This is a genomic window from Streptomyces sp. L-9-10 (assembly GCF_004151105.1).
Lineage (GTDB): Bacteria > Actinomycetota > Actinomycetes > Streptomycetales > Streptomycetaceae > Streptomyces.
Genome location: NZ_PHRF01000027.1, coordinates 108,640 through 128,220, shown reverse-complemented (window position 1 = coordinate 128,220; position 19,581 = coordinate 108,640). Strand labels below are relative to the sequence as shown.

Below are 19,581 nucleotides of genomic sequence, written 5' to 3'. Positions count from 1 at the left end.
GCGGCGGATCGCGCGCGAGCGGTACAAACGCGCCCGTGCCCGCCGGGCCACCGCCGTCGCCGCGCTCTCCACGCTGGTGACGGGTGTGGTCCTGTTCCTCGTGATCACCGGCTCGCCCGGCTGGCAGCGCACCCGCGAGACCTTCTTCAGCGCCGAGTACGCGCGGATGGCCCTGCCGAAGGTCCTCGACGGACTGCTGCTCAATCTGCGGCTGCTGGCGGTCTGCGGGGTGTGCGTCCTGCTGCTCGGGCTGCTGCTGGCCGTCGCCCGCACCCTGCGCGGCCCGGTCTTCTTCCCCGTGCGCGCCCTGGCCACCGCGTACACCGACTTCTTCCGCGGGCTGCCGCTGATCATCTGCCTGCTGATGGTCGTCTTCGGGGTCCCGGCGCTGCGGCTGGAGGGCGTCACCACGGACCCCGTGCTGCTGGGCGGGACGGCGCTGGTGCTGACGTACTCCGCGTATGTCGCCGAGGTCTTCCGGGCGGGCATCGAGTCCGTACACCCCTCCCAGCGGGCGGCGGCCCGTTCGCTGGGGCTGTCCAGCGCCAAGACGCTGCGGTACGTCGTGCTTCCGCAGGCCGTACGGCGCGTCGTGCCGCCGCTGCTCAACGACCTGGTGTCGCTGCAGAAGGACACCGGTCTCGTGTCGATCGCCGGTGCCGTGGACGCCGTGTACGCGGCGCAGATCATCGCCGGGAAGTACTTCAACTACACGCCGTATGTGGTCGCGGGCCTGGTCTTCGTCGCGCTGACGATCCCGATGACCCGCTTCACGGACTGGGTCACGGCCCGGATGGACCGCCGACGCGCCCAGGGAGGAACCGTATGACGGCCGATGACACCCGTACGGAGGCCGCCGGTACGGAGCCCGCTCGCGCGCCGGGCGACGGTGATGCCCCGGTGCTGCGACTGGACTCCGTACGCAAGACCTTCGGGCGGGACCGGGTCGTCCTGCGCGACGTCAGTCTCGATGTCGCCCCGCACACCGTCACCGCGCTGATCGGCGCCTCGGGATCCGGCAAGTCGACCCTCCTGAGGTGCGCCAATCTGCTGGAGGAGATCGACGACGGCGCGATCTTCCTCGACGGCGAGGAGATCACCGACCCGCGGACCGACCCGGACGCGGTGCGTCGCCGTATCGGGGTGGTGTTCCAGTCGTACAACCTCTTCCCGCACATGACGGTCCTCCAGAACATCACGCTCGCGCCGCGCCGGGTGCTCGGCGTCCCCCGCGAGGAGGCGGAGTCGCGGGCGCGCGAACTGCTGGTACGGCTCGGCCTCGGGGACAAGGCGGGGGAGTACCCGGACCGGCTCAGCGGTGGTCAGCAGCAGCGCGCGGCGATCGTACGCGCGCTCGCGGTACGGCCGCGGCTGCTGCTCCTGGACGAGATCACCGCGGCGCTCGACCCCGAACTCGTCGGCGAGGTGCTCTCGGTCGTACGCGATCTGAAGGGCGACGGGATGACGATGGTCCTGGCCACCCACGAGATGGGCTTCGCCCGTGAGGTGGCGGACCAGGTGTGCTTCCTGGACAACGGGGTGGTGCTGGAGCGCGGTACGCCCCAGCAGGTGTTCGGGGATCCGGGGCAGGAGCGTACGAGGCGCTTCCTCCGGCGGATCGTCGAGGCGGGCCGGCTGTGACGGAGGCGCACCGGCCGCGCTGAGGCGGCCGGTATCCGCCGGCCCGGCCCTAAGGCCTCTCGTTTGGATCATGCCGGGCTCGCGTGCCCGCGGTGACATCAGCCGCTGCCGCGGCGGGCCGCGCCTCGCCGCGTTGTCGTCGGTCACCAGGGCTCCGCCATGGCTCCCTCCTCCGCCTTGCGATCCTCCCCCGTAGCCTGAACGGCACGGGAGGGACCCCCTCCACCAGCCCCGCTCCCTGATCCGGCCTGATCCAAACGAAAGACCCTAAGTCCTGACGGTCCTGTCGGCGACGGTCCTGTCGGCGACGGTCCTGTGGGAGGACGGTCCTCTCCGCGGCCGGGTCCCGGCCGCGGAGAACTCCACGGGGAGGGAGACCGGGATACGCGTCCAGGGGGACCGGCGCCAGGCCACCTGATCGGCGGGGACGGCGAGTCTCATGTCGGGCAGCAGATGGAAGGCCGTGGTGACGGCGGTTCGGGTGATCAGTCGTGCGGGTACCTGCGCGGGGCAGACGTGGGGGCCGCGGAGAAGGCGAGGTGGGCGCGGTTGCCGGGTTCCCCGGCGGTGTCGTCGGGGCGGTCGCCGTCGTGCGCGGCGTCGGTGCTGTCGGCGGACAGCGTAGTGGGCGCCCGCAGCAGTTCCCGGCCCTCCTCGCCGCCCAGTCCGAGCAGGGAGGCGAGGGAGAGCGAGGGCACGACCGTGGCGTACTCGTCCACCAGATCGGCCCGGCCCCGCCGGGAGAACCCCTCGATCAGTTCCGTGCACAGCGCTTCGACCTGGAGCCGTGCCCTGCGCTGGTCGATCCGCGCCACACCGTCGTCCAGCGGCTTTCGCAGCCTGCGGTGTTCGGGGCCGTCGGCCCCTGTCACATCGGGGCGCCGGGCCATCATCGGCAGCAGCCCGGAGCGCGGTGAGACGACCTCCTTCGTGAGATCGCGCCAGTCGCGGGCGTCGCGGGAGAAGACCTGCTCCTGACGGGTGATGGTCAGCAACTCCCGGTAGCCCATGACGAGCCAGCCGGGTACGCCCGGTTCCAGTTCGACGCGGGCGACATTGCCGTACCGCTCACGCAGCCCGCGGTAGACCTCGCGGGGAGAGCGCCGGGGGCGGAGCGGGCGGGGAGGAGCGGTTCATGACGCGGTCTCCTTGGTACGTACCGTACCGACGCTCGACACGTATTCGACCAGGCTGATCAGCGCGTCCACCGACGCGGCACGCTCCCGCGCGTCGCACATCACCACGGGAGTCTCCGGCAACAGGTCGAGCGCGCCGCGCAGTTCCTCCACCCCGTACTCCTCGCTGTCCGGGAACTGGTTGACCGCCACCGCGAACGGCAGCCCCCGGAGCTCCAGTTGCTCCAGAACGTCGAAGCTGTCCTCAAGCCGCCTGGTGTCGACGATGACGAGCACGCCGAGTGCGCCCTCGGCGAGGCCGTCCCACAGATCCCAGAACCGCCGCTGTCCCGGGGTGCCGAACAGATAGAGGACCAGCCAGGAGTTGAGGGTGATCCGGCCGAAGTCCATGGCGACCGTCGTGGTGGTCTTGGTGCTCATGCCGGCCAGATCGTCCACGCCGACACTCGCCTCGGTCATCACCTCCTCCGTGCGCAGCGGTGAGATCTCGCTGACCGAGCCGACCAGGGTGGTCTTCCCGACACCGAAGGCGCCCACCACGAGAATCTTGACGGCCTGCTGGACCGTGTCGGGCAAATAGCGGTCAGCGGAGCCGACGGAGACCATCCAGTACCTCCTGAAGCAGTTGCGAGTCGGGCAGAACGGCCTGCGGAACGCCGGAGCGCGCGGACAGATGGCCACTGTCGACGAGATCGGATGCCAGCACCTTCACCAGACTCACCGGCAGTTCGAGATGGGCGGCGGCCTCCACCAGCGACAGCAGGCGCTCGCACATCCGCACGAGCGCGCGCTCCTCCCGCGTCGCGGAGACCGGAACGTCGCGCGGGGGATCGACGGCGATGAGGAGGGTCTCGACTCCTATGGTGTTACGGGAGGGCCTGGAGCGTCCCTTGGTAATCACATAGGGACGTAACGCACTGGCCGAGTACTCACCGTCCGGTTCACTCACCGCGCGGACTCCTGTCGCGGCGGGCTGCTCAGATTGCCGGCGCCGATCTTCATGACCTGCGCCTGCATCTGACGGGCGACCAGCTTCGGGTCCACCACGGGGCCCGTCACCACGGCGAGATGGGCCCCGTTGGCGCTGCGCATGAACAGGAACCCGCCGTTGAACTCCACCATCTGCTGATGGACGGCCCCGCCCTCCTCACCGAACTCCCGGCCCAGGCTGCGGGCCAGGGACTGGAGACCCGAGCAGTTCGCCGACAGCCGGTCGGCGGAGTCCCGGTTCATCCCCTCGGAGCTGGCAAGCAGCAGTCCGTCGGCGCTGAAGACGATCACCTCACGCACCCCGGGAACCGCGGCGACCTCGGCGATCATCCAGCCTCGCTGCTCCGGGTTCTCCACGTAACTCATGCTCACGTCAGTCCTTCCGGTGAATCGGGGGTGGGGGAGGAAGAGCCGTCCTGGCCCTCGTACGGGACGGAGCCGGAGGTCGGGATGGACCGGCCGCCCTCGAAGAACTGCTCCATCCAGTCACCGGCCTGTTCCGGTGTGCCCGGAGGTGTGAGGGCGGTGGGGGCCGCCTCCACCGCGGGCGCGTACTCGTCGCGACGTGAACGGCGCTGGGGGAGCCGGCGGCCGTTCCGCGACGGGAGGGCCGGCGCGCCGGACATCGGCATGTCCCGGCCCGTCGCGTCGCGTGCGGCGGGCACCGACACGTCCGGCGCCGGCGCGGCGCTTCCGGGGGCGGGTTCGGGGGTGGCGGGCCGGGATGCGACCGGCTCGGTCGCGGCCTCTGGAGCGGTGGCTTCAGCAGCGGCGGTCCCGGGAGCGGCGGCTTCGGGGAAGGCCGGCCGAGCCACGGCCGGCCGGTCGGCGGCGGGCCGCTCCGGCGGGGTGCCGCTCACGTCGGGCGCTGAGGTGGGCTGGGGCACGTGGGGTACCTGGGGTACGGGAGGGACGGGCTTTGCCGTGGTACCGGCGGGGGCGAGGGTCTCCAGTACCCCCGTGGGCACCAGCACCACGGCGCGGACCCCGCCGTACGGCGAAGGGCCCAGGTCGACCTGGAAGCCGTGCCGGTCGGCGAACCGGCCCACGACCGCGAAGCCGGTCTGCGGGATCTCACCGACCTCGCCGACCCCGAGCAGCCGGCAGCCGGAGACGATCTCGCGCGCCTCGGTCAGCCGGTACTCGTCCATGCCGAGACCGCCGTCGTCCACCTCGATGACCGCGCCGCGCTGCACCGTACGCACGGTCACGGGCACACCCGTCCGCGGCGGTGAGTACTCCGTGGCGTTGGCGAGCAGTTCCGCCAGCAGATGGATCAGCGGTTCGACCACCGACGGTGTGACCCCGACGTCCGGGTCGCCGGTGACCTCGACGCGCTTGTACGCCACGATCCGTCCGGACGCGGCCCTGACCACATCCACCATCGCCAGCGGCTTCTGCCACTGCTGCCCCGGCCACTCGCCGCAGAGCACCTTGAGGCTCTGCGCGTGCCGGGCCTGCTGGGTCGCCGCGTGATCCACCTGCATGGTGGTCTCCAGCAGATCGGCGTCACCGGGATAGCGGTCCGCCAGCCCCGTCACCGCGGCCTGGATCCGGTGTGCCGAGGTCTGTACCCGGCTGGCCAGCTCGGCCAGCGCGAGCCGCTGCGACTCCTCGCGGTGGTCCACCGCCTCGGCGACCTCGGCCAGCAGCCTGCCGAACCAGTCGGTGACCCCTTCGCCCAGCCGTTCGGCGCCGTGCAGCGGTCCGGGGATCTCGGTCCTGGCGAGCGCGGCGGGCAGCCTCTCCTTGACGAGATGCTCGACCTCCTCCCGTACCAGCTCGGACTGGTGCTGGACATGGGAGCGCCAGCGGGTGTCGCGACGGGCCGTTTCCGCCTCCCGCTCCCGTGTCTCGTCGCAGTAGCGGACCACATCGGACTCGGCGCGCCGGTGCTGCCCGCGCAGCACCGACAGGGAGACGAAGACCAGCAGCGCGACCACGCCGTAGGCCGTGGTCGGGCCGGCGCCGAGGCGCGTTATGGGCACGATCGCGACAGCGAAGGAGGCGAGGGCGGCCACCAGAGTCGTCGACCAAAGCCACGGCGACCTGCGGGTCGGGGGAGAGGGCGCGGGGGAACGTGCCATGGAGAACCTTCGAGTTGGCTGAGAATGTGGTGCGGAGAATTCACCCGGCAGTGGTCACGGGGAGTGGGGGCGGCGCGGCGCCGGTACGACTGCCAGGTGCGAGGGTGTCCGTCGGCCGGGTATCCCAGTCCCACCACGGCCATGCGACTTGATCATGGTTTGAACTACCTCTTCACCAGACGTTGTTGGGGGATCGTATATCCGCCGGGCGTCACCTGAAGTCATATCCCGGCCACCGACGGTGGTGAATAGATGCTTCGTGACCGGCGCACGCCGGTGTTGTTCTGTGCATGATCCACGCGGTGAAGTGGACGGGCCGGAGCCCCCACGGCCCGTCTGGCGAGGCGGTCTTCCTCTCGGAACCTCTCATTCCGGGGGCGCGGGAAAGGGCTCCGGGTGCCTCGTGTATTCCCCTCGGTGTTCCCGGGGCGACGGTTGGCGTGCGAGCAAAGAAAAGGCAAAGATCGATAGATGCGGTGTCATACGGGTGGAGTGTGCTGCCGCGACGGCCGGCGCTCCACGGAAAAGCTTCACGGAAAGCTTCACGGGAAAGGGGATTGACCGATCCTTTGAGCGAATTCGCGCGTTTCCCAAGCGCTTCGGGGAGCGAATCCGTGAGTCTCGCGGACCGGGAAAGGGAATTCGCTTGTCCCGGGGAGCTGTTGGCGGACCGGGGGAGAGAGGGAGCGGAGCCGTCGCGGGCCGGGGCCGTCGCCCCGCCCGGCCGGGGCGGCGGGTTCAGCGCTTCATGCGCTCGATCTCGCGGATCTTGTTGGTCACATCGAGGGCGGCGACCTTGTACGACTCGGCCAGCGTCGGATAGTTGAACACCGCGTCCACCAGATAGTCGACCGTACCGCCGCACCCCATCACGGCCTGGCCGATATGTATCAGCTCCGTCGCCCCTGAGCCGAAACAGTGCACTCCGAGCAGCCGCCGGTCCTCCGGGGAGACCAGCAGCTTCAGCACGCCGTGCGCGTCGCCGACGATCTGGCCCCTGGCCAGTTCGCGATAGCGGGAGACCCCGACCTCGAACGGCACGCGCTCCTTCGTCAGCTGGTCCTCGGTCCGGCCGATGAAGCTGATCTCCGGGATGGTGTAGATACCGATCGGCTGTAGATGGTGCATCGGATTGACCGGCTCGTCGCACGCGTGGTACGCGGCGGCCCGGCCCTGTTCCATCGAGGTCGCGGCAAGGGCGGGGAAGCCTATGACGTCGCCGACGGCGTAGATGTGCGGAACCTCGGTGCGGTAGTGCTCGTCGACCGTGATCCGTCCGCGCGCGTCGGCGGAGAGGCCCGCCTTGCCGAGGTCGAGTTCCTCGGTCAGTCCCTGGCGCCCGGCGGAGTACATCACGGCGTCGGCGGCGATCTTCTTGCCGCTCTCCAGAATGGTGAGCGTGCCCTGCTCGTGCCGTTCGACCGCCGCCACCGTCTCGCCGAAGCGGAACGTCACCGCCAGATCCCGCAACCGGTACTTGAGGGCCTCGACGACCTCGACATCACAGAAGTCCAGCATCCCTGCGCGCTGTTCGACCACGGTGATCTTGCTGCCGAGGGCGGCGAACATCGACGCGTATTCCATGCCGATGACACCGGCGCCCACGATCACCATGGACCGGGGCACCTTCTCCATGCTGAGCACACTGTCCGAGTCCATGACCGTACGGTCGTCGAACTCGACGCTCGCCGGGCGGGCCGGCCGGGTGCCGGTGGCGATCACGATGTGATCCGCGGTCAGCAGCCGGTCCTGGCCGGAGGCGTCCCGTACGGCGACCGTGTGATCGTCCATGAACCGGCCGGTGCCCGCGAGCGGTGTGATCTGGTTCCTGGCCAGCTGACTGCGTACGACGTCGACCTCCAGGCCGACGACATGCTGCGTCCGGGCCGTCAGATCGGCGACGGTGATCTCTTCCTTGAGCCGGTAGCTCTGGCCGTACAGATCCCGCTGAGCCAGCCCCGTGAGATAGAGCACCGCCTCGCGCAAGGTCTTGGAGGGGACGGTTCCGGTATGAATGGAGACGCCACCGACCATGTCGGGGCGGTCGATCACGGCGACCCGGCGGCCGAGCTTGGCCGCCGCGATGGCGGCCTTCTGGCCGCCCGGTCCTGATCCGATGACAAGCATGTCGAAGTCGGGCACGGGAGGAGTCTGTCAGCCGTGCGTGTTTCCCGGAAGAGCCGGCTTCACGGTGAGACGCTGACCGGGCCTCACCGAGGGGAAGCCGGGGCCTCACCGAGGGGGAAGCGGGGCCTCACCGAGGGGAAGTGGATGACCAGATGGTTCTGAAAACATTCAGATGGGCGTTTGTCGTCACCGCGGCGGGCCTCGCCGTCGGGGCGCTGTACGGCGGCTGGGCCGCCCTGTGGATCGTCGCCATCCTCGCGGTCCTGGAGATCTCGCTCTCCTTCGACAACGCGGTGATCAATGCCGGGATCCTGAAGAAGATGAGCGCCTTCTGGCAGACGATCTTCCTCACCGTCGGGGTGCTGATCGCCGTCTTCGGCATGCGGCTCGTCTTTCCCGTCCTGATCGTCTCCCTCACCGCCAGGATCGGCCCGGTCGAGGCGGTGGAGCTGGCCATCAACGACAAGAACCGCTACCAGCAGCTGGTGACGGACGCTCATCCGTCGATCGCCGCCTTCGGCGGGATCTTCCTGCTGATGATCTTCCTCAACTTCATCTTCGAGGACCGGGAGATCAAGTGGCAGGCCTGGCTGGAGCGGCCGCTGGCGAAGCTCGGCCGGATCGACATGCTCGCGGTCTGTATCGCGCTGATCGTGCTGCTCGTCGCGTCCATGACGGTCGCCACCCATGCCCACCAGCACGGCGGCGCACACGCGGACAAGGCCCAGACGGTCCTGACGGCCGGCGTCGCGGGGCTCATCACGTATCTGGTCGTCGGCGGGCTCTCCCGCTTCTTCGAGAACCGCATCGAGGACGAGGAGGAACGGGTCGAGGAAGCCGCCAGGAAGCGCGGATCCGGCTCGGCGGTCGCGCTCACCGGCAACGCCGCGTTCTTCATGTTCCTGTATCTGGAGGTGATCGACGCGTCGTTCTCGTTCGACGGGGTCATCGGCGCCTTCGCGATCACCAACGACATCGTGCTGATGGCCCTCGGCCTCGGCATCGGCGCGATGTACGTCAGGTCCCTCACGGTCTATCTGGTCCGGCAGGGAACACTCGACGACTTCGTCTATCTGGAGCACGGCGCGCACTACGCCATCGGCGCGCTGGCGCTGATCCTGCTGATCACCATCCAGTACCAGATCAGCGAACTCATCACCGGACTCGTCGGCGTCGTCCTGATCGGCTGGTCCTTCTGGTCCTCGGTCCGCCGTAACGCGCGCCTGGCCGAGTGACCCCCGAGCGTGGCCCTCTCACGCCGAGACGATCGTGAAGAGGCCGCCGTCGGGGTCGCGGAGGGTGGCCTCCTCACCGGCCGGGGTGAGGCCCGGCGGAGTGACGACGACCCCGCCGGCAGCGGCGGCGGCCCGCGCGGCGGCGCTCACGTCGGCCGCCCGGAAGTACACGTGCCAGCGCGGTCTGATCTGCGGGTCCGGGGCGCTCTCGACCGCTCCGCCGCGCAGCGCCGCGACCGTGTGCGTGCCGTCGCGCACCAGTACCTGATCGTCCTCGTAGTGGACCTCGCAGCTCGCCTTCTCGTCCGAGCCCCAGCCGAGGACCTGCCCGTAGAAGATGGCGGCGGCGAACGCGTCCCGGGTCCGCAGCTCCAGCCGCGCCGGCGCGCTGCCCCGCCCCACGGACCACCCGGCGACGGTCCTGCCCTCCCAGAAGCCGAACACGGCGCCGTCCGGATCGGCGGCGAGGGTGGCACGGCCCGTGTGCATGGGGAGCGGCCCCACCGCCACGGTCGCGCCCCGCTCGCGGATACGGGCCGACACGAGGTCGGCGTCATCGACGGCGAAGTACGGGGTCCAGGCGACCGCGGCCTGGAGGCTCGGAGCCAGCGCCCCGATCCCGGCGACCGCCGCGCCGTCGTTGAGCGCGAGACTGAACTCGTCGCCCAGGGCCGTGGGCCGGAACGTCCAGCCGAGGACGGCTCCGTAGAAGATCTGGGCGGCCTCCAGGTCGCGGGCCATCAGACTCACCCAGCAGGGGGCCCCGGACACGGGGTGACGTGACGCCGGCATGATTCCTGTCCGCTCCCTTCCGGCCCTCAGCCCATCGCCCGGTCGAGGTTGATCGCCGAGCTGATCAGGGCGAGGTGGGTGAACGCCTGGGGGAAGTTGCCCAGATGCTCACCGGTCAGCCCGATCTGCTCGGCGTACAGCCCCACATGGTTGGCGTACGTGAACATCTTCTCCAGCGCCAGCCGCGCCTGCTCCACCTCACCGGTCCGGGCGAGCGCCTCCACCCACCAGAACGAACAGATCGAGAACGTGCCCTCGGAACCGTCGAGCCCGTCCGGGGCCTGCGACGGGTCGTACCGGAACACCAGGTTGTCCATCACGAGCCGGTCCGCGATCGCCTCGACGGTGGACAGGAACCGCGGATCGACCGGCGAGATGAACTTGACCATGGGCATCAGCAGCAGTGAGGCGTCCAGGATGTTCTCGGGAGGCCGGCCCGGCTCGGCGGAGAGCCGCTGGACGAAGGTACGGGTCCGCGGATCCCAGCCCCGCTCCATGATCTGGTGGTAGATCTCGTCCCGGGCGGCCGTCCAGCGGACCAGATCGCCGGGCAGTCCGCGCTGGCGCGCCATTCTGATCATGCGCTCGACGGCGACCCAGCACATCAGCCGCGAGTACGTGTGGTGCTGCTGACCCGCCCTGGTCTCCCAGATGGACTGATCGGCGCTGTCCCAGTGCCTCAGCAGCCACTCCAGGATCTCGCACAGATCGGTCCAGCTCTCGTGCGAGATACCCGCGCCGTACTTGTTGAACAGATAGATCGAGTCGATCAGTTCGCCGTAGATGTCCAGCTGGCGCTGGTCGCTGGCGTTGTTGCCGATACTCACCGGATACGAGCCCCGGTACCCCTCCAGATGCCCGAGCACCTCCTCGGGGAGTTGGTCCTCACCGTCGATCGAGTACACGACGCGCAGCGGGCCCACCCGGCCGTCCGTCGCGTCCCGCAGCCGCTCGGCCAGCCAGCTGATGAACCCCTGGGCCTCCTGGGTGAACCCCATCCGCAACAGCGCGTACAGGGAGAACGCGGCGTCCCTGATCCATACGTACCGGTAGTCCCAGTTGCGCGCGCCGCCGAGCTGTTCGGGAAGCCCGAGCGTCGGCGCGGCGATGATGGCGCCCGTCGGCTCATGTGTCAGCAGCTTGAGGGTCAGCGCCGAGCGGTGGACCGTCTCACGCCAGCGGCCGGTGTACGTGGACTGCCTCAGCCAGCGGCGCCAGAAGTCCTTGGTGGCCAGGAAGAGCGCCTCGGCGGCCTCGGCGTCGACCGCGCACGGATCCGGCCCGGGGTTCGCGCCGATGCCCGCGTCCGCGGCGGCGGACGCGCAGGCGTAGTCCGTTTCGAGGTCGAACAGGGCCGTCTCACCCTCGTCGAGGTCGAACGTCGCGTAGGCGTCGGTGTCGTCGAGTTCCAGCGCGATGGAGGACCGCAGCGACAGCGCGAGGACGTCGCCGACGAACCGTACGCCGTCGGGCATGCGCTCCAGCCGGTGCCGGTCCCGGCCGTAGTTCAGCCGCGGCGCGATCCGTACCCCCAGCCGCATCCGGCCACGTACGTTCACCACCCGCCGCACCAGCCGCTGCCGGTGGTGCGGGTCCTGCTCCCGCACGATCGGCATGAAGTCCTGGACCTCCACGATGCCGTCGGCCGTGAGCATCCGGGTGATCAGGATGTTCGTGTCGGGGAAGTAGAACTGGTTGTGGGTGGAGATCTGGCACACCGGCCGGATGTCCCAGGAGCCGCCGCGCTCCGCGTCCAGCAGGGATCCGAAGACGCTGGGGGCGTCGAAGCGGGGAGCGCAGAACCAGTCGATCCGGCCGTCGGTGCCCACCAGCGCCGCGGTCCGCAGATCCCCGATCAGACCGTGCTCGGCGATGGGCAGATACGCCTCGTCCCGCTGGTCCCCGGCCGGGGTGTCCGTCTCCTGAGCGTCCTCGTTCATGGTGTTGTCGAGTCTCGCGCACCGGCCCCCGGCCCGCACGTCGGTTCAGGCGGCGTGGTTCAGGGGGCAGCGCGTTTCAGGAGCGGGCGCCGTACACCCGGAGGTAGTCGACCCCGTACGACATCGCGGTCACCCCCGGCTGCGGGGCGGGGTGGTACCGACCTGCGCAGACGGAGAGATTGACGATGAGATGGGCGCGCCAGTCGCGGCCCACGCCCCTGCCGTCGGCGAAGACGCGCCGGCCGTTGACCCACCAGACGACCGTCCTGGACCGGAACTCCACCCTCAGCCCCACCCGCGCACCGGGCCGGATCTCCTGGTCCGTGTAGTAGCGCTCGCTGCCCCGCACACGGTTCGACAGCTCCAGCAGATGGGGGTTGTCGGGGTGGTACTCGAAGACGTCGACCTCGTTCCCGCCGTCCAGCCAGGTCCAGATCGCGGGCCACGCGCCGGTCTCGGTGGGCAGCCGCACGCCCGTCTCCAGCACGTCTCCGGTGCGGACGGTGAACTCCCCGGGGCTGCCCTCCGTGGTCAGCAGCCCCGTGTTCCAGTAGCCGTCGGAACGGAGCGTCGCCCGGAAGGTGCCACCGCGGCTGTACTCCGCGTCGGGCACGAGATGATCGAGCTTGTTGTCCCCCGGATTGGTCGGCCCGCCGCCGGGATACGCCCACGAGCGCCCCGCGACCCACTGCTCGGTGGACGAGAAGTCGGCGGTGAAGCGTGGCGTACGGGCTGTCAGGGACGGGTCGGGCGTACCGCTGCTCATGACGTCCCCTCCCGAGACCGGGCCACGCGGGCGGTCGCCGGGGCCGCTCGGTCTCATGCTAGGGACCGGCGGCACGGTGTGGGGGCGCGGTGCCGCGCGGACGGGGGCGGCCGTTTGTTCGTACGTCACCCCGTCCGTGGCCGGGGGGCGGCCGGGAGGCGCCGGGCCCACACCAGGACCAGGACGGACGCCACCGCCGCGAGGCCGCACCAGGTGGAGATGAACTCCAGCCGCCAGAGCGTCACGCACAGCACCGCCGCGTACGCGACGACCACGCCGAGCAGCCGCACCGTCGGATCACCGCCGATGAGCAGCGCCCCGACGGTGGCCAGGGCATAGGCCACCACCAGCAGCGGGACATGCGGAAGATCGAGCGCGAACCCCATGGTGTGGCCGCGGATCTCGGCCCTCGCCGTCCGGTGGACGAGGTAGTACGACAGCACCGCGGCGGTGCCGAGTCCGATCACGGCCGGAACCATCAGCCGGCGCCGCGCCCGGGGCGGCGCGGCGAGCAGGACGGCGAACGGCACCCACACCGCCAGTACCGGCAATGCGATCACGACCCAGGCGAGGGTGGCAGGGCCCGCGCCGCCGCCGGAGCGCCACACGACCGATTCGATGATCTGGTGCGCCCCCAGCAGCAACGGCAGCGCGGCGAGCGGCAGATCCCGGACCCTGCGTACCCGAGACACACAGGCCACGCCGACCACGGTGATACCGGCGCCCACCACAAGATCGGCTGTCGCACTCCAGCACACGCGTCCCACGGTACGCGTCACCGGATTTCCCGCCAGGCGTCCCGGCGCCCCCCGGCCCGGACGACGGGCACGGTCGCCCCGGCCGACCGGGGCGGAGCCCACGGCTCCTGAATATCTGTGGTCGCTGGTGCAGAAATTGGCTTGATGCGTGATGAAGATTTGTGGCACGGCGGACGGAGTGATATTGCCTGCCGTACCCGGCCGCTCGCGCCGTGCTACTGTTGATCTCAGTTGCAGTTGTGGTTCCCAAAGACTTCAAGTGCTCTTACCGGCTTTATGTGCCGGTGGGTGCGCTTTTGTATTTCCGGGCTTTCTCCGGACGGGGTAATCATCGCGGCGACGTGGGGTCCGCACAGTGCGGACCTCCGGGCTAAATGCCCCGAAGGAGATCAACATGGCCAGTGGCACCGTCAAGTGGTTCAACGCGGAAAAGGGTTTCGGCTTCATCGAGCAGGACGGCGGCGGCGCCGACGTCTTCGCCCACTACTCGAACATCGCCGCCCAGGGCTTCCGTGAGCTGCAGGAGGGCCAGAAGGTGAACTTCGACGTCACGCAGGGCCAGAAGGGCCCGCAGGCGGAGAACATCGTTCCCGCCTGACGCTGAATTCATGACGTAGCTGGGGTCCGCACCTAGAAATGCGGGCCCCAGCTCGTTGTTTTTATATTTTTCACGTGGTTTTCCCGTAATCTTCCACGTTTCGACAGAGCCTGTTCCGCGTGCCCTGATGGTGTGCGGAACGCGACGCACGGTTCCGGCTGTTCTACGCCCCGGCGCGGCTCTGGTCTCTGTATGTAATCGGCTCGTTCTTGCGATTCTTCGTGCGGTGTTTCTGCCGAGAATTCTCGATACGTGCCCATCGAGAAAGGTTCTGAATGAACCGCGCAGCACGCACGAACGACCGTTACTCCCGCACCCGCACGGGCGGCTCCGCCGGCTCCGGCCGGGGCGGCCGGTTCGGCTCGGGTTCCTCCAGCCGTTCGGGTTCCCAGGGGCGCTCCGGCGCCCCGGGCCGTTCCGGTGGCGGACATGGGCGGCGCCCCGCCGCGCTGAAGGGCGAGTTCGCCCTCCCCGTCACCCTCACCCCGGCGCTGCCCGCGGTCGCGGCCTTCGCCGACCTGGACATGCCGTCCGAACTGCTCAAGACGCTCAGCGGTCTGGGGGTCAGCGAGCCGTTCCCGATCCAGGCGGCCACCCTGCCCAACTCGCTGGCCGGCCGGGACGTTCTCGGCCGGGGACGTACCGGCTCCGGCAAGACCCTCGCCTTCGGCCTGGCGGTGCTGGCCCGTACCGCCGGACAGCGCGCCCAGCCCAAGCAGCCGCTCGCCCTGATCCTCGTCCCCACCCGGGAACTGGCCCAGCAGGTCACCGACGCGCTCACCCCGTACGCCCGGTCGCTGAAGCTGCGGCTGGCCACGGTCGTCGGCGGTATGTCGATCGGCCGCCAGTCCAGCGCGCTGCGCGGTGGCACGGAGATCGTCGTCGCCACCCCGGGACGGCTCAAGGACCTCATCGACCGCGGCGACTGCCGGCTGGACCGGGTCGCCATCACAGTGCTCGACGAGGCCGACCAGATGGCCGACATGGGATTCATGCCGCAGGTCACCGCGCTGCTCGACCAGGTGCGCACCGAGGGCCAGCGGCTGCTGTTCTCCGCCACCCTCGACCGCAATGTCGACCTCCTGGTCCGCCGCTACCTCCACGACCCGGTGGTCCACTCCGTCGACCCGTCCGCGGGCGCGGTCACCACGATGGAGCACCATGTGCTCCACGTACACGGCGCCGACAAGTACGCCACCACCACCGAGATCGCGGCGCGCGACGGCCGGGTGCTGATGTTCCTGGACACCAAGCACGCCGTCGACCGGCTCACCGAGCACCTGCTGAACAGCGGCGTACGCGCCGCCGCGCTGCACGGCGGCAAGTCCCAGCCCCAGCGCACCCGCACCCTCGCGCAGTTCAAGACGGGCCATGTCACGGTGCTGGTGGCCACCAATGTCGCGGCCCGCGGCATTCACATCGACAACCTCGACCTCGTCGTCAACGTCGACCCGCCCAGCGACCACAAGGACTATCTGCACCGCGGCGGACGCACCGCACGGGCCGGCGAGTCCGGCAGTGTCGTCACGCTCGTCCTGCCGAACCAGCGGCGCGAGATGAGCCGGCTGATGGCCGACGCGGGCATCACGCCGCAGACCGCCCAGGTCCGCTCGGGCGAGGCCGAACTGAGCCGCATCACGGGCGCCCAGGCGCCCTCGGGGGTTCCGGTCACCATCACCGCGCCGGTCACCGAGCGGGCCAAGCGCGGCCCCTCCCAGGGCCGCGGCCGTGGCCGCGCGGGTCAGGGCCGCCGGTCCTCCTCCGCCGGCTCCGCGGCGCGCACCGGCGGCGCACCGCGCCAGTCGCCCCGTAACAGCGCCGCCTGAGCCACGGGCGGAACCCAGCGGAAGTGCCCCGGTACCGACTGGTACCGGGGCACTTCCGCTGAGGTGTGCGAAGGGGGTTCGGAGGGGGAGCGGACGGCCTCAGCCGTCGGAGTAGCTGAAGTCTCCCACCGTCCAGGCGTTCACGTCCCCGATGGCGATGCGGTACATGCCACCGGTCTCCGGGATCCCGAAACTTCCCTGGAGGATCCGGGCGACATGGAAGTGCAGATGGGTGGGCGGCTCGTCCGGGTGCGATGAGCGGGCGTTCGCGGCGGCCGGACCGAAGACGGCGGAGAACGGTCCCAGTCGCTCGGAGTCCTCCAGGACCTCGGCGACCCGCTCCCTCCACACAACTTCGGGCGCCAGCCGTCCTGTGATGACGGCGCCCTGGACGACCACGGTGAGGGACATCTGATTGCTTTGCTCGGACTCCACGGTGGTGGCGATGTCAACAAGCAGATGATCAGGCTTCGACATGGGCGCCGACTCTACTACGCGGGCGCCGCCCTGAGTGAGCGTACGGAACACCGGCCGCGGCCCGTCCGGCGCGTATCAGTCCCGTGCGCCGGGGCCGAGCAGCGCCGACGCGGTTTCGAGCGGGGTGAGCGGCTCCGGCGCGACGGGAGCCGGGACGGCGTGGCAGGTGAAGCCGAGCCTGGTCAGCGCCCTCGTCACCTCGAAGGAGGTGAAATCGCGGCGGTCCTGCCGTGTGATGACTTCCCCCACCTGCTTGACGGGGTAGGCACGGCGGCCGATGACCACGGATTCACCGGTGATGGGTTCCGGCTTGATGCCCTTCATCGCCTGCTGCACCTCGCTCTTGACCAGTTCGAAGGGGAAGCGGGCGATGACGCAGCGCATAGTGCCTCGGGGGGAAGAAGGGGAGGTGCGGATACGTCAGCATCCCACAAGAACACGTGTGGAGGCGCCGGTGACGGCGGCGGGATCAGGGAAGCCGCTCCGCGCGGGTGATCCGCTTCAGGTGGTAGTAGTCGGCGACACACCGGGCCGGCCAGGTCTTGCCGCCCCGGTGCGCGAACGGCTCCCCCATCCCGCTGACGGACAGCGGCTTGTACGGGAGGACCCGCGCGCCCCGCGCCGCCCGCTCCCGCAGCCAGTGGTCCTGGTGGTCCCACTTCTCGGCCCGTACGCGCATGCTCTCGCCCAGTTCGCCGAGCGGAAAGGCCAGTGCGACGCACACCGCGACGCACATCGCCGCTCCGGCGGCCGTCGCGACGGCGCCCGTACGCGTCGCGCGCCCCCGCGTCGCGTGTCCCCGCAACGCCCGCCCCAGGAGCGCCCCGGCACCCACCAGAAGCACGACATACAGCAGGAGATAGTCGTTCCAGGTGCGGTGCGCGAACACCACATGCGGTCCGAAGAGCGGGTACGTGATGACCGTGCAGACGTATCCGGCGACCAGGAATGTGACGGTGCCCGCGCCCAGCAGGAGGAGCGGGCGGTACGGCAGCAGTACCGGCGCGTGCCCTTTCCGGTTCCCGGTCAGCAGCGCCAGCAGCACACCGGCCGCGAGGGCGCCCAGATACCACCAGGTGGTGAACAGGGTCCCGAGGATGTCCAGGAAGCCGTCCAGTGAGCCGGCGAGCGATTCGGGCGCGAACATCGAGCCGGTCCCGGCGTCGTACCGCTCACGCCGGTTGCGCGATCCGGGGGAGGTGAGCAGCAGCAGCGTGCCGATCACGATCCCGGTCACACCGGCCAGGCACCAGGCGCGCGCGTGGGCCCGTGCGCGAGGGACGAGGATCCGGTGGTTGAGCAGCAGCAGGGCCACGAGCACGACCAGCGCGACGACCGACGTCTCCTCCGAGAGGGTGCCGAGGAAGGCGCCCATGACGAGCGCGCAGGCCGCCGCCGCGACGCGTCCCCGGCGCGACCCGGCCCACAGCAGGGGGACGGCGGCGGCGCACGCCAGTACCGGTGCGACGGTGTGCGAGACGGAGGAGGCGGGCCAGTAGAACGCCTTGTACGTGTTGAGGCTCGCGAAGAGGAACACCACCGTCACCATGGACGCCACGAACAGCGGCACGCCACGCGGCGCCGTCCGGCCCGTCAGGCGCAGCAGCACTGCGGTCACGGCCCACAGTAGCCCCAGCACCACCACACCGCTGACCAGGCCGAACCACTGGTGGCCCGCGACCCCGAACTTCGCGTACGCCCCGACCAGCAGGCCGTTCCCGAGCCGTCCGTTGTCCGTCAGGTAGAACTTCGCCACCAGCCCCGTGATGCCGTGATCGCGCACGCTGGGCAGGAAACACCACTCGTCCGCGCTGGGACGGACATGGCGGCCGAGCCAGAACGCCGACCCGAGAAGCCCCAGTGGCAGTGACAGCAGGCCCAGTACGCCGTATCCCGGCCACGAGCGTACGGAGAGTACGGATGGCCCGCGGCCGTTCCCCCGCCGCCGCCGGGGTCTTCCGCCCGGCTGCTCCGGGATGATGACGCTCGACGCGCCCGCGGCCATGTACACCACTGCCTTTCGAAAGGGGAGGTTCCGTTTCCGGCTGGACCGCGTCCGGCGGGAACGCGTCCGGCCGCCGGTTCCCTATCGCTCCGAACGGGCTTGTCCGACGGAGACCGCCGACGGCGCACCGGACGGAAAGGACGTACGGGTCGTATCCGTTTCCCGGACCACATAGTGCGGACGGCGCTTCGCCTCGTGGTAAATCCGCCCGACGTATTCGCCGATGACACCGAGCGTGGCGAGCTGGATTCCGCTGAGCGCCACGATGGCGGTCATGAGCGTCGTATAGCCCGGCGCGTCCACACCGTTCAGGGCGACATTCGCGATGATCCACAGCGCGTATACGAGCGCGGAGAGAAAGAGCCAGAGACCGGTATGGATGGCGAGCCGCAGGGGGCGGCTGTTGAAGGAGAGCAGTCCGTCGATGCCGTAGTTGAGCAGGTTCCGGCCGCCCCACTTGGAGGTGCCGGCCGCGCGCTGGACATTCCGGTAGGTGAAACTCGCCGTGTCGAAGCCGATCCAGGAGAAGATTCCCTTGGAGAATCTGTTGCTCTCCGGCAGGGACAGTACGCTGTTCACCGCATGCCGCGAGAGCAGTCTGAAATCGCCCGCCCCGTCCACGACATGGACGTCCATACAGCGCCGCACCAGCCGGTAGTAGACCCTGCTGAGCGCGGTGCGCAGGGCGCCCTCGCCCGTGCGGTCGCGCTGGGCCACGACCTGGTCGTAGCCGTGTCGGTGCAGCTCAAGCATGCGGGGCACCAGCTCCGGGGGGTGCTGGAGGTCCGCGTCCATGAGCACGACCGCGTCTCCCCGGGACATACGCAGTCCCGCGAGCATGGCCGCCTCCTTGCCGAAGTTGCGGCTGAAGGAGGTGTATCGGACGCGCGGGTCCGCTGCCGCCAGTTCGCTGAGGTGTCTTCTGGTGCCGTCCGCGCTGCCGTCGTCCACATAGCAGATCTCAAAGGTCTGCCGGGTCGGTTCGAGGGCGGCGAGCAGAGTGGTGTGAAAGGCGGCGAGTACTTCGCTCTCGTTGAAACACGGTACGACGACGGAAATCTGAGGGGGAGTCATCTCGCTCCGCATGCCCGTGGTGGGCGGGAAGGAATGGTCACCGAAAGAGAACGGTTCGCGAGGGGAAACCGTTGGAATACGGTGCTGTGCGTGATCGTGAGGGGGCGTTAACCGGTCATGCCCGCACCG

18 protein-coding genes and 1 pseudogene are annotated in these 19,581 nt (G+C 69.7%); 5 read left to right on the top strand and 14 right to left on the bottom strand.

The features are described 5' to 3' along the window. Positions 1–7 precede the first annotated feature (7 nt). The gene (locus tag CU044_RS06765; RefSeq protein WP_240045421.1) at positions 8–829 is read left to right on the top strand and encodes an amino acid ABC transporter permease; all 822 of its coding nucleotides are present in this window, start codon (positions 8–10) and stop codon (positions 827–829) included. Beyond that, the gene (locus CU044_RS06760) at positions 826–1,641 is read left to right on the top strand and encodes an amino acid ABC transporter ATP-binding protein (protein ID WP_129767526.1); all 816 of its coding nucleotides are present in this window, start codon (positions 826–828) and stop codon (positions 1,639–1,641) included. The genes CU044_RS06765 and CU044_RS06760 overlap by 4 nt, the downstream gene beginning before the upstream one ends. A 267-nt stretch (positions 1,642–1,908) precedes the next feature. Here the strand turns inward: CU044_RS06760 and CU044_RS06755 are convergent. From CU044_RS06755 to sthA, 6 genes and pseudogenes are all read right to left on the bottom strand, one after another. After that, a pseudogene (locus CU044_RS06755) lies at positions 1,909–2,717 on the bottom strand (hypothetical protein). 57 nt (positions 2,718–2,774) lie between these two features. Further along, complete coding sequence (locus CU044_RS06750) at positions 2,775–3,383, bottom strand: ATP/GTP-binding protein (protein ID WP_129767525.1); 609 nt, start codon at positions 3,381–3,383, stop codon at positions 2,775–2,777. Next, complete coding sequence (locus tag CU044_RS06745) at positions 3,361–3,726, bottom strand: DUF742 domain-containing protein (protein ID WP_129767524.1); 366 nt, start codon at positions 3,724–3,726, stop codon at positions 3,361–3,363. Before CU044_RS06745 ends, CU044_RS06750 begins: the two co-directional genes overlap by 23 nt. Next, positions 3,723–4,133: a roadblock/LC7 domain-containing protein gene (locus tag CU044_RS06740; protein ID WP_129767523.1), complete on the bottom strand. Its 411-nt coding sequence runs from the start codon at positions 4,131–4,133 to the stop codon at positions 3,723–3,725. Before CU044_RS06740 ends, CU044_RS06745 begins: the two co-directional genes overlap by 4 nt. A 2-nt stretch (positions 4,134–4,135) precedes the next feature. Then, positions 4,136–5,854 carry an ATP-binding protein gene (locus CU044_RS06735; RefSeq protein ID WP_129767522.1) on the bottom strand — a complete coding sequence of 573 codons (1,719 nt, stop codon included), beginning with the start codon at positions 5,852–5,854 and terminating at the stop codon, positions 4,136–4,138. 738 nt (positions 5,855–6,592) lie between these two features. Next, positions 6,593–7,996 carry a Si-specific NAD(P)(+) transhydrogenase gene (gene sthA / locus CU044_RS06730; RefSeq protein WP_129767521.1) on the bottom strand — a complete coding sequence of 468 codons (1,404 nt, stop codon included), beginning with the start codon at positions 7,994–7,996 and terminating at the stop codon, positions 6,593–6,595. A 137-nt stretch (positions 7,997–8,133) separates the two neighbouring features. Here sthA and CU044_RS06725 point away from each other — a divergent pair, with 137 nt between their 5' ends. Then, positions 8,134–9,216, top strand: coding sequence for a DUF475 domain-containing protein (locus CU044_RS06725; protein WP_129767520.1), 1,083 nt, complete (start codon positions 8,134–8,136; stop codon positions 9,214–9,216). 18 nt (positions 9,217–9,234) lie between these two features. Here the strand turns inward: CU044_RS06725 and CU044_RS06720 are convergent, their stop codons facing one another. The 4 genes from CU044_RS06720 to CU044_RS06705 all read right to left on the bottom strand — a co-directional run bounded on the left by CU044_RS06720 (position 9,235) and on the right by CU044_RS06705 (position 13,472). Then, positions 9,235–10,008, bottom strand: a complete 774-nt coding sequence (locus CU044_RS06720; protein WP_240045396.1) for a VOC family protein — start codon at positions 10,006–10,008, stop codon at positions 9,235–9,237. Positions 10,009–10,034: 26 nt separating this feature from the next. Beyond that, a complete protein-coding gene (locus tag CU044_RS06715; protein ID WP_129767519.1) occupies positions 10,035–11,948 on the bottom strand; it encodes a glycoside hydrolase family 15 protein in 1,914 nt (637 codons plus the stop codon). A gap of 76 nt (positions 11,949–12,024) precedes the next feature. Then, on the bottom strand, positions 12,025–12,714 hold the full coding sequence (locus CU044_RS06710) for a beta-glucanase (protein WP_129767518.1): 690 nt from the start codon (positions 12,712–12,714) through the stop codon (positions 12,025–12,027). Positions 12,715–12,839: 125 nt separating this feature from the next. Continuing rightward, positions 12,840–13,472, bottom strand: coding sequence for a DUF6629 family protein (locus CU044_RS06705; protein ID WP_129767517.1), 633 nt, complete (start codon positions 13,470–13,472; stop codon positions 12,840–12,842). Positions 13,473–13,866: 394 nt separating this feature from the next. Here CU044_RS06705 and CU044_RS06700 point away from each other — a divergent pair, with 394 nt between their 5' ends. Further along, on the top strand, positions 13,867–14,070 hold the full coding sequence (locus tag CU044_RS06700) for a cold-shock protein (RefSeq protein WP_014061102.1): 204 nt from the start codon (positions 13,867–13,869) through the stop codon (positions 14,068–14,070). 275 nt (positions 14,071–14,345) lie between these two features. After that, positions 14,346–15,896, top strand: a complete 1,551-nt coding sequence (locus CU044_RS06695) for a DEAD/DEAH box helicase (RefSeq protein ID WP_129767516.1) — start codon at positions 14,346–14,348, stop codon at positions 15,894–15,896. 99 nt (positions 15,897–15,995) lie between these two features. Here CU044_RS06695 and CU044_RS06690 read toward each other — a convergent pair whose 3' ends face one another. The 4 genes from CU044_RS06690 to CU044_RS06675 all read right to left on the bottom strand — a co-directional run bounded on the left by CU044_RS06690 (position 15,996) and on the right by CU044_RS06675 (position 19,452). Then, positions 15,996–16,373, bottom strand: coding sequence for a hypothetical protein (locus CU044_RS06690; RefSeq protein WP_129767515.1), 378 nt, complete (start codon positions 16,371–16,373; stop codon positions 15,996–15,998). A 75-nt stretch (positions 16,374–16,448) separates the two neighbouring features. Beyond that, positions 16,449–16,757, bottom strand: a complete 309-nt coding sequence (locus CU044_RS06685) for an SCO5918 family protein (RefSeq protein ID WP_129767514.1) — start codon at positions 16,755–16,757, stop codon at positions 16,449–16,451. Between the two features lie 85 nt (positions 16,758–16,842). Beyond that, positions 16,843–18,378 carry a DUF6056 family protein gene (locus CU044_RS06680; protein WP_129767513.1) on the bottom strand — a complete coding sequence of 512 codons (1,536 nt, stop codon included), beginning with the start codon at positions 18,376–18,378 and terminating at the stop codon, positions 16,843–16,845. Between the two features lie 81 nt (positions 18,379–18,459). Further along, the gene (locus tag CU044_RS06675) at positions 18,460–19,452 is read right to left on the bottom strand and encodes a glycosyltransferase family 2 protein (protein WP_129767512.1); all 993 of its coding nucleotides are present in this window, start codon (positions 19,450–19,452) and stop codon (positions 18,460–18,462) included. Positions 19,453–19,581: the final 129 nt, after the last annotated feature.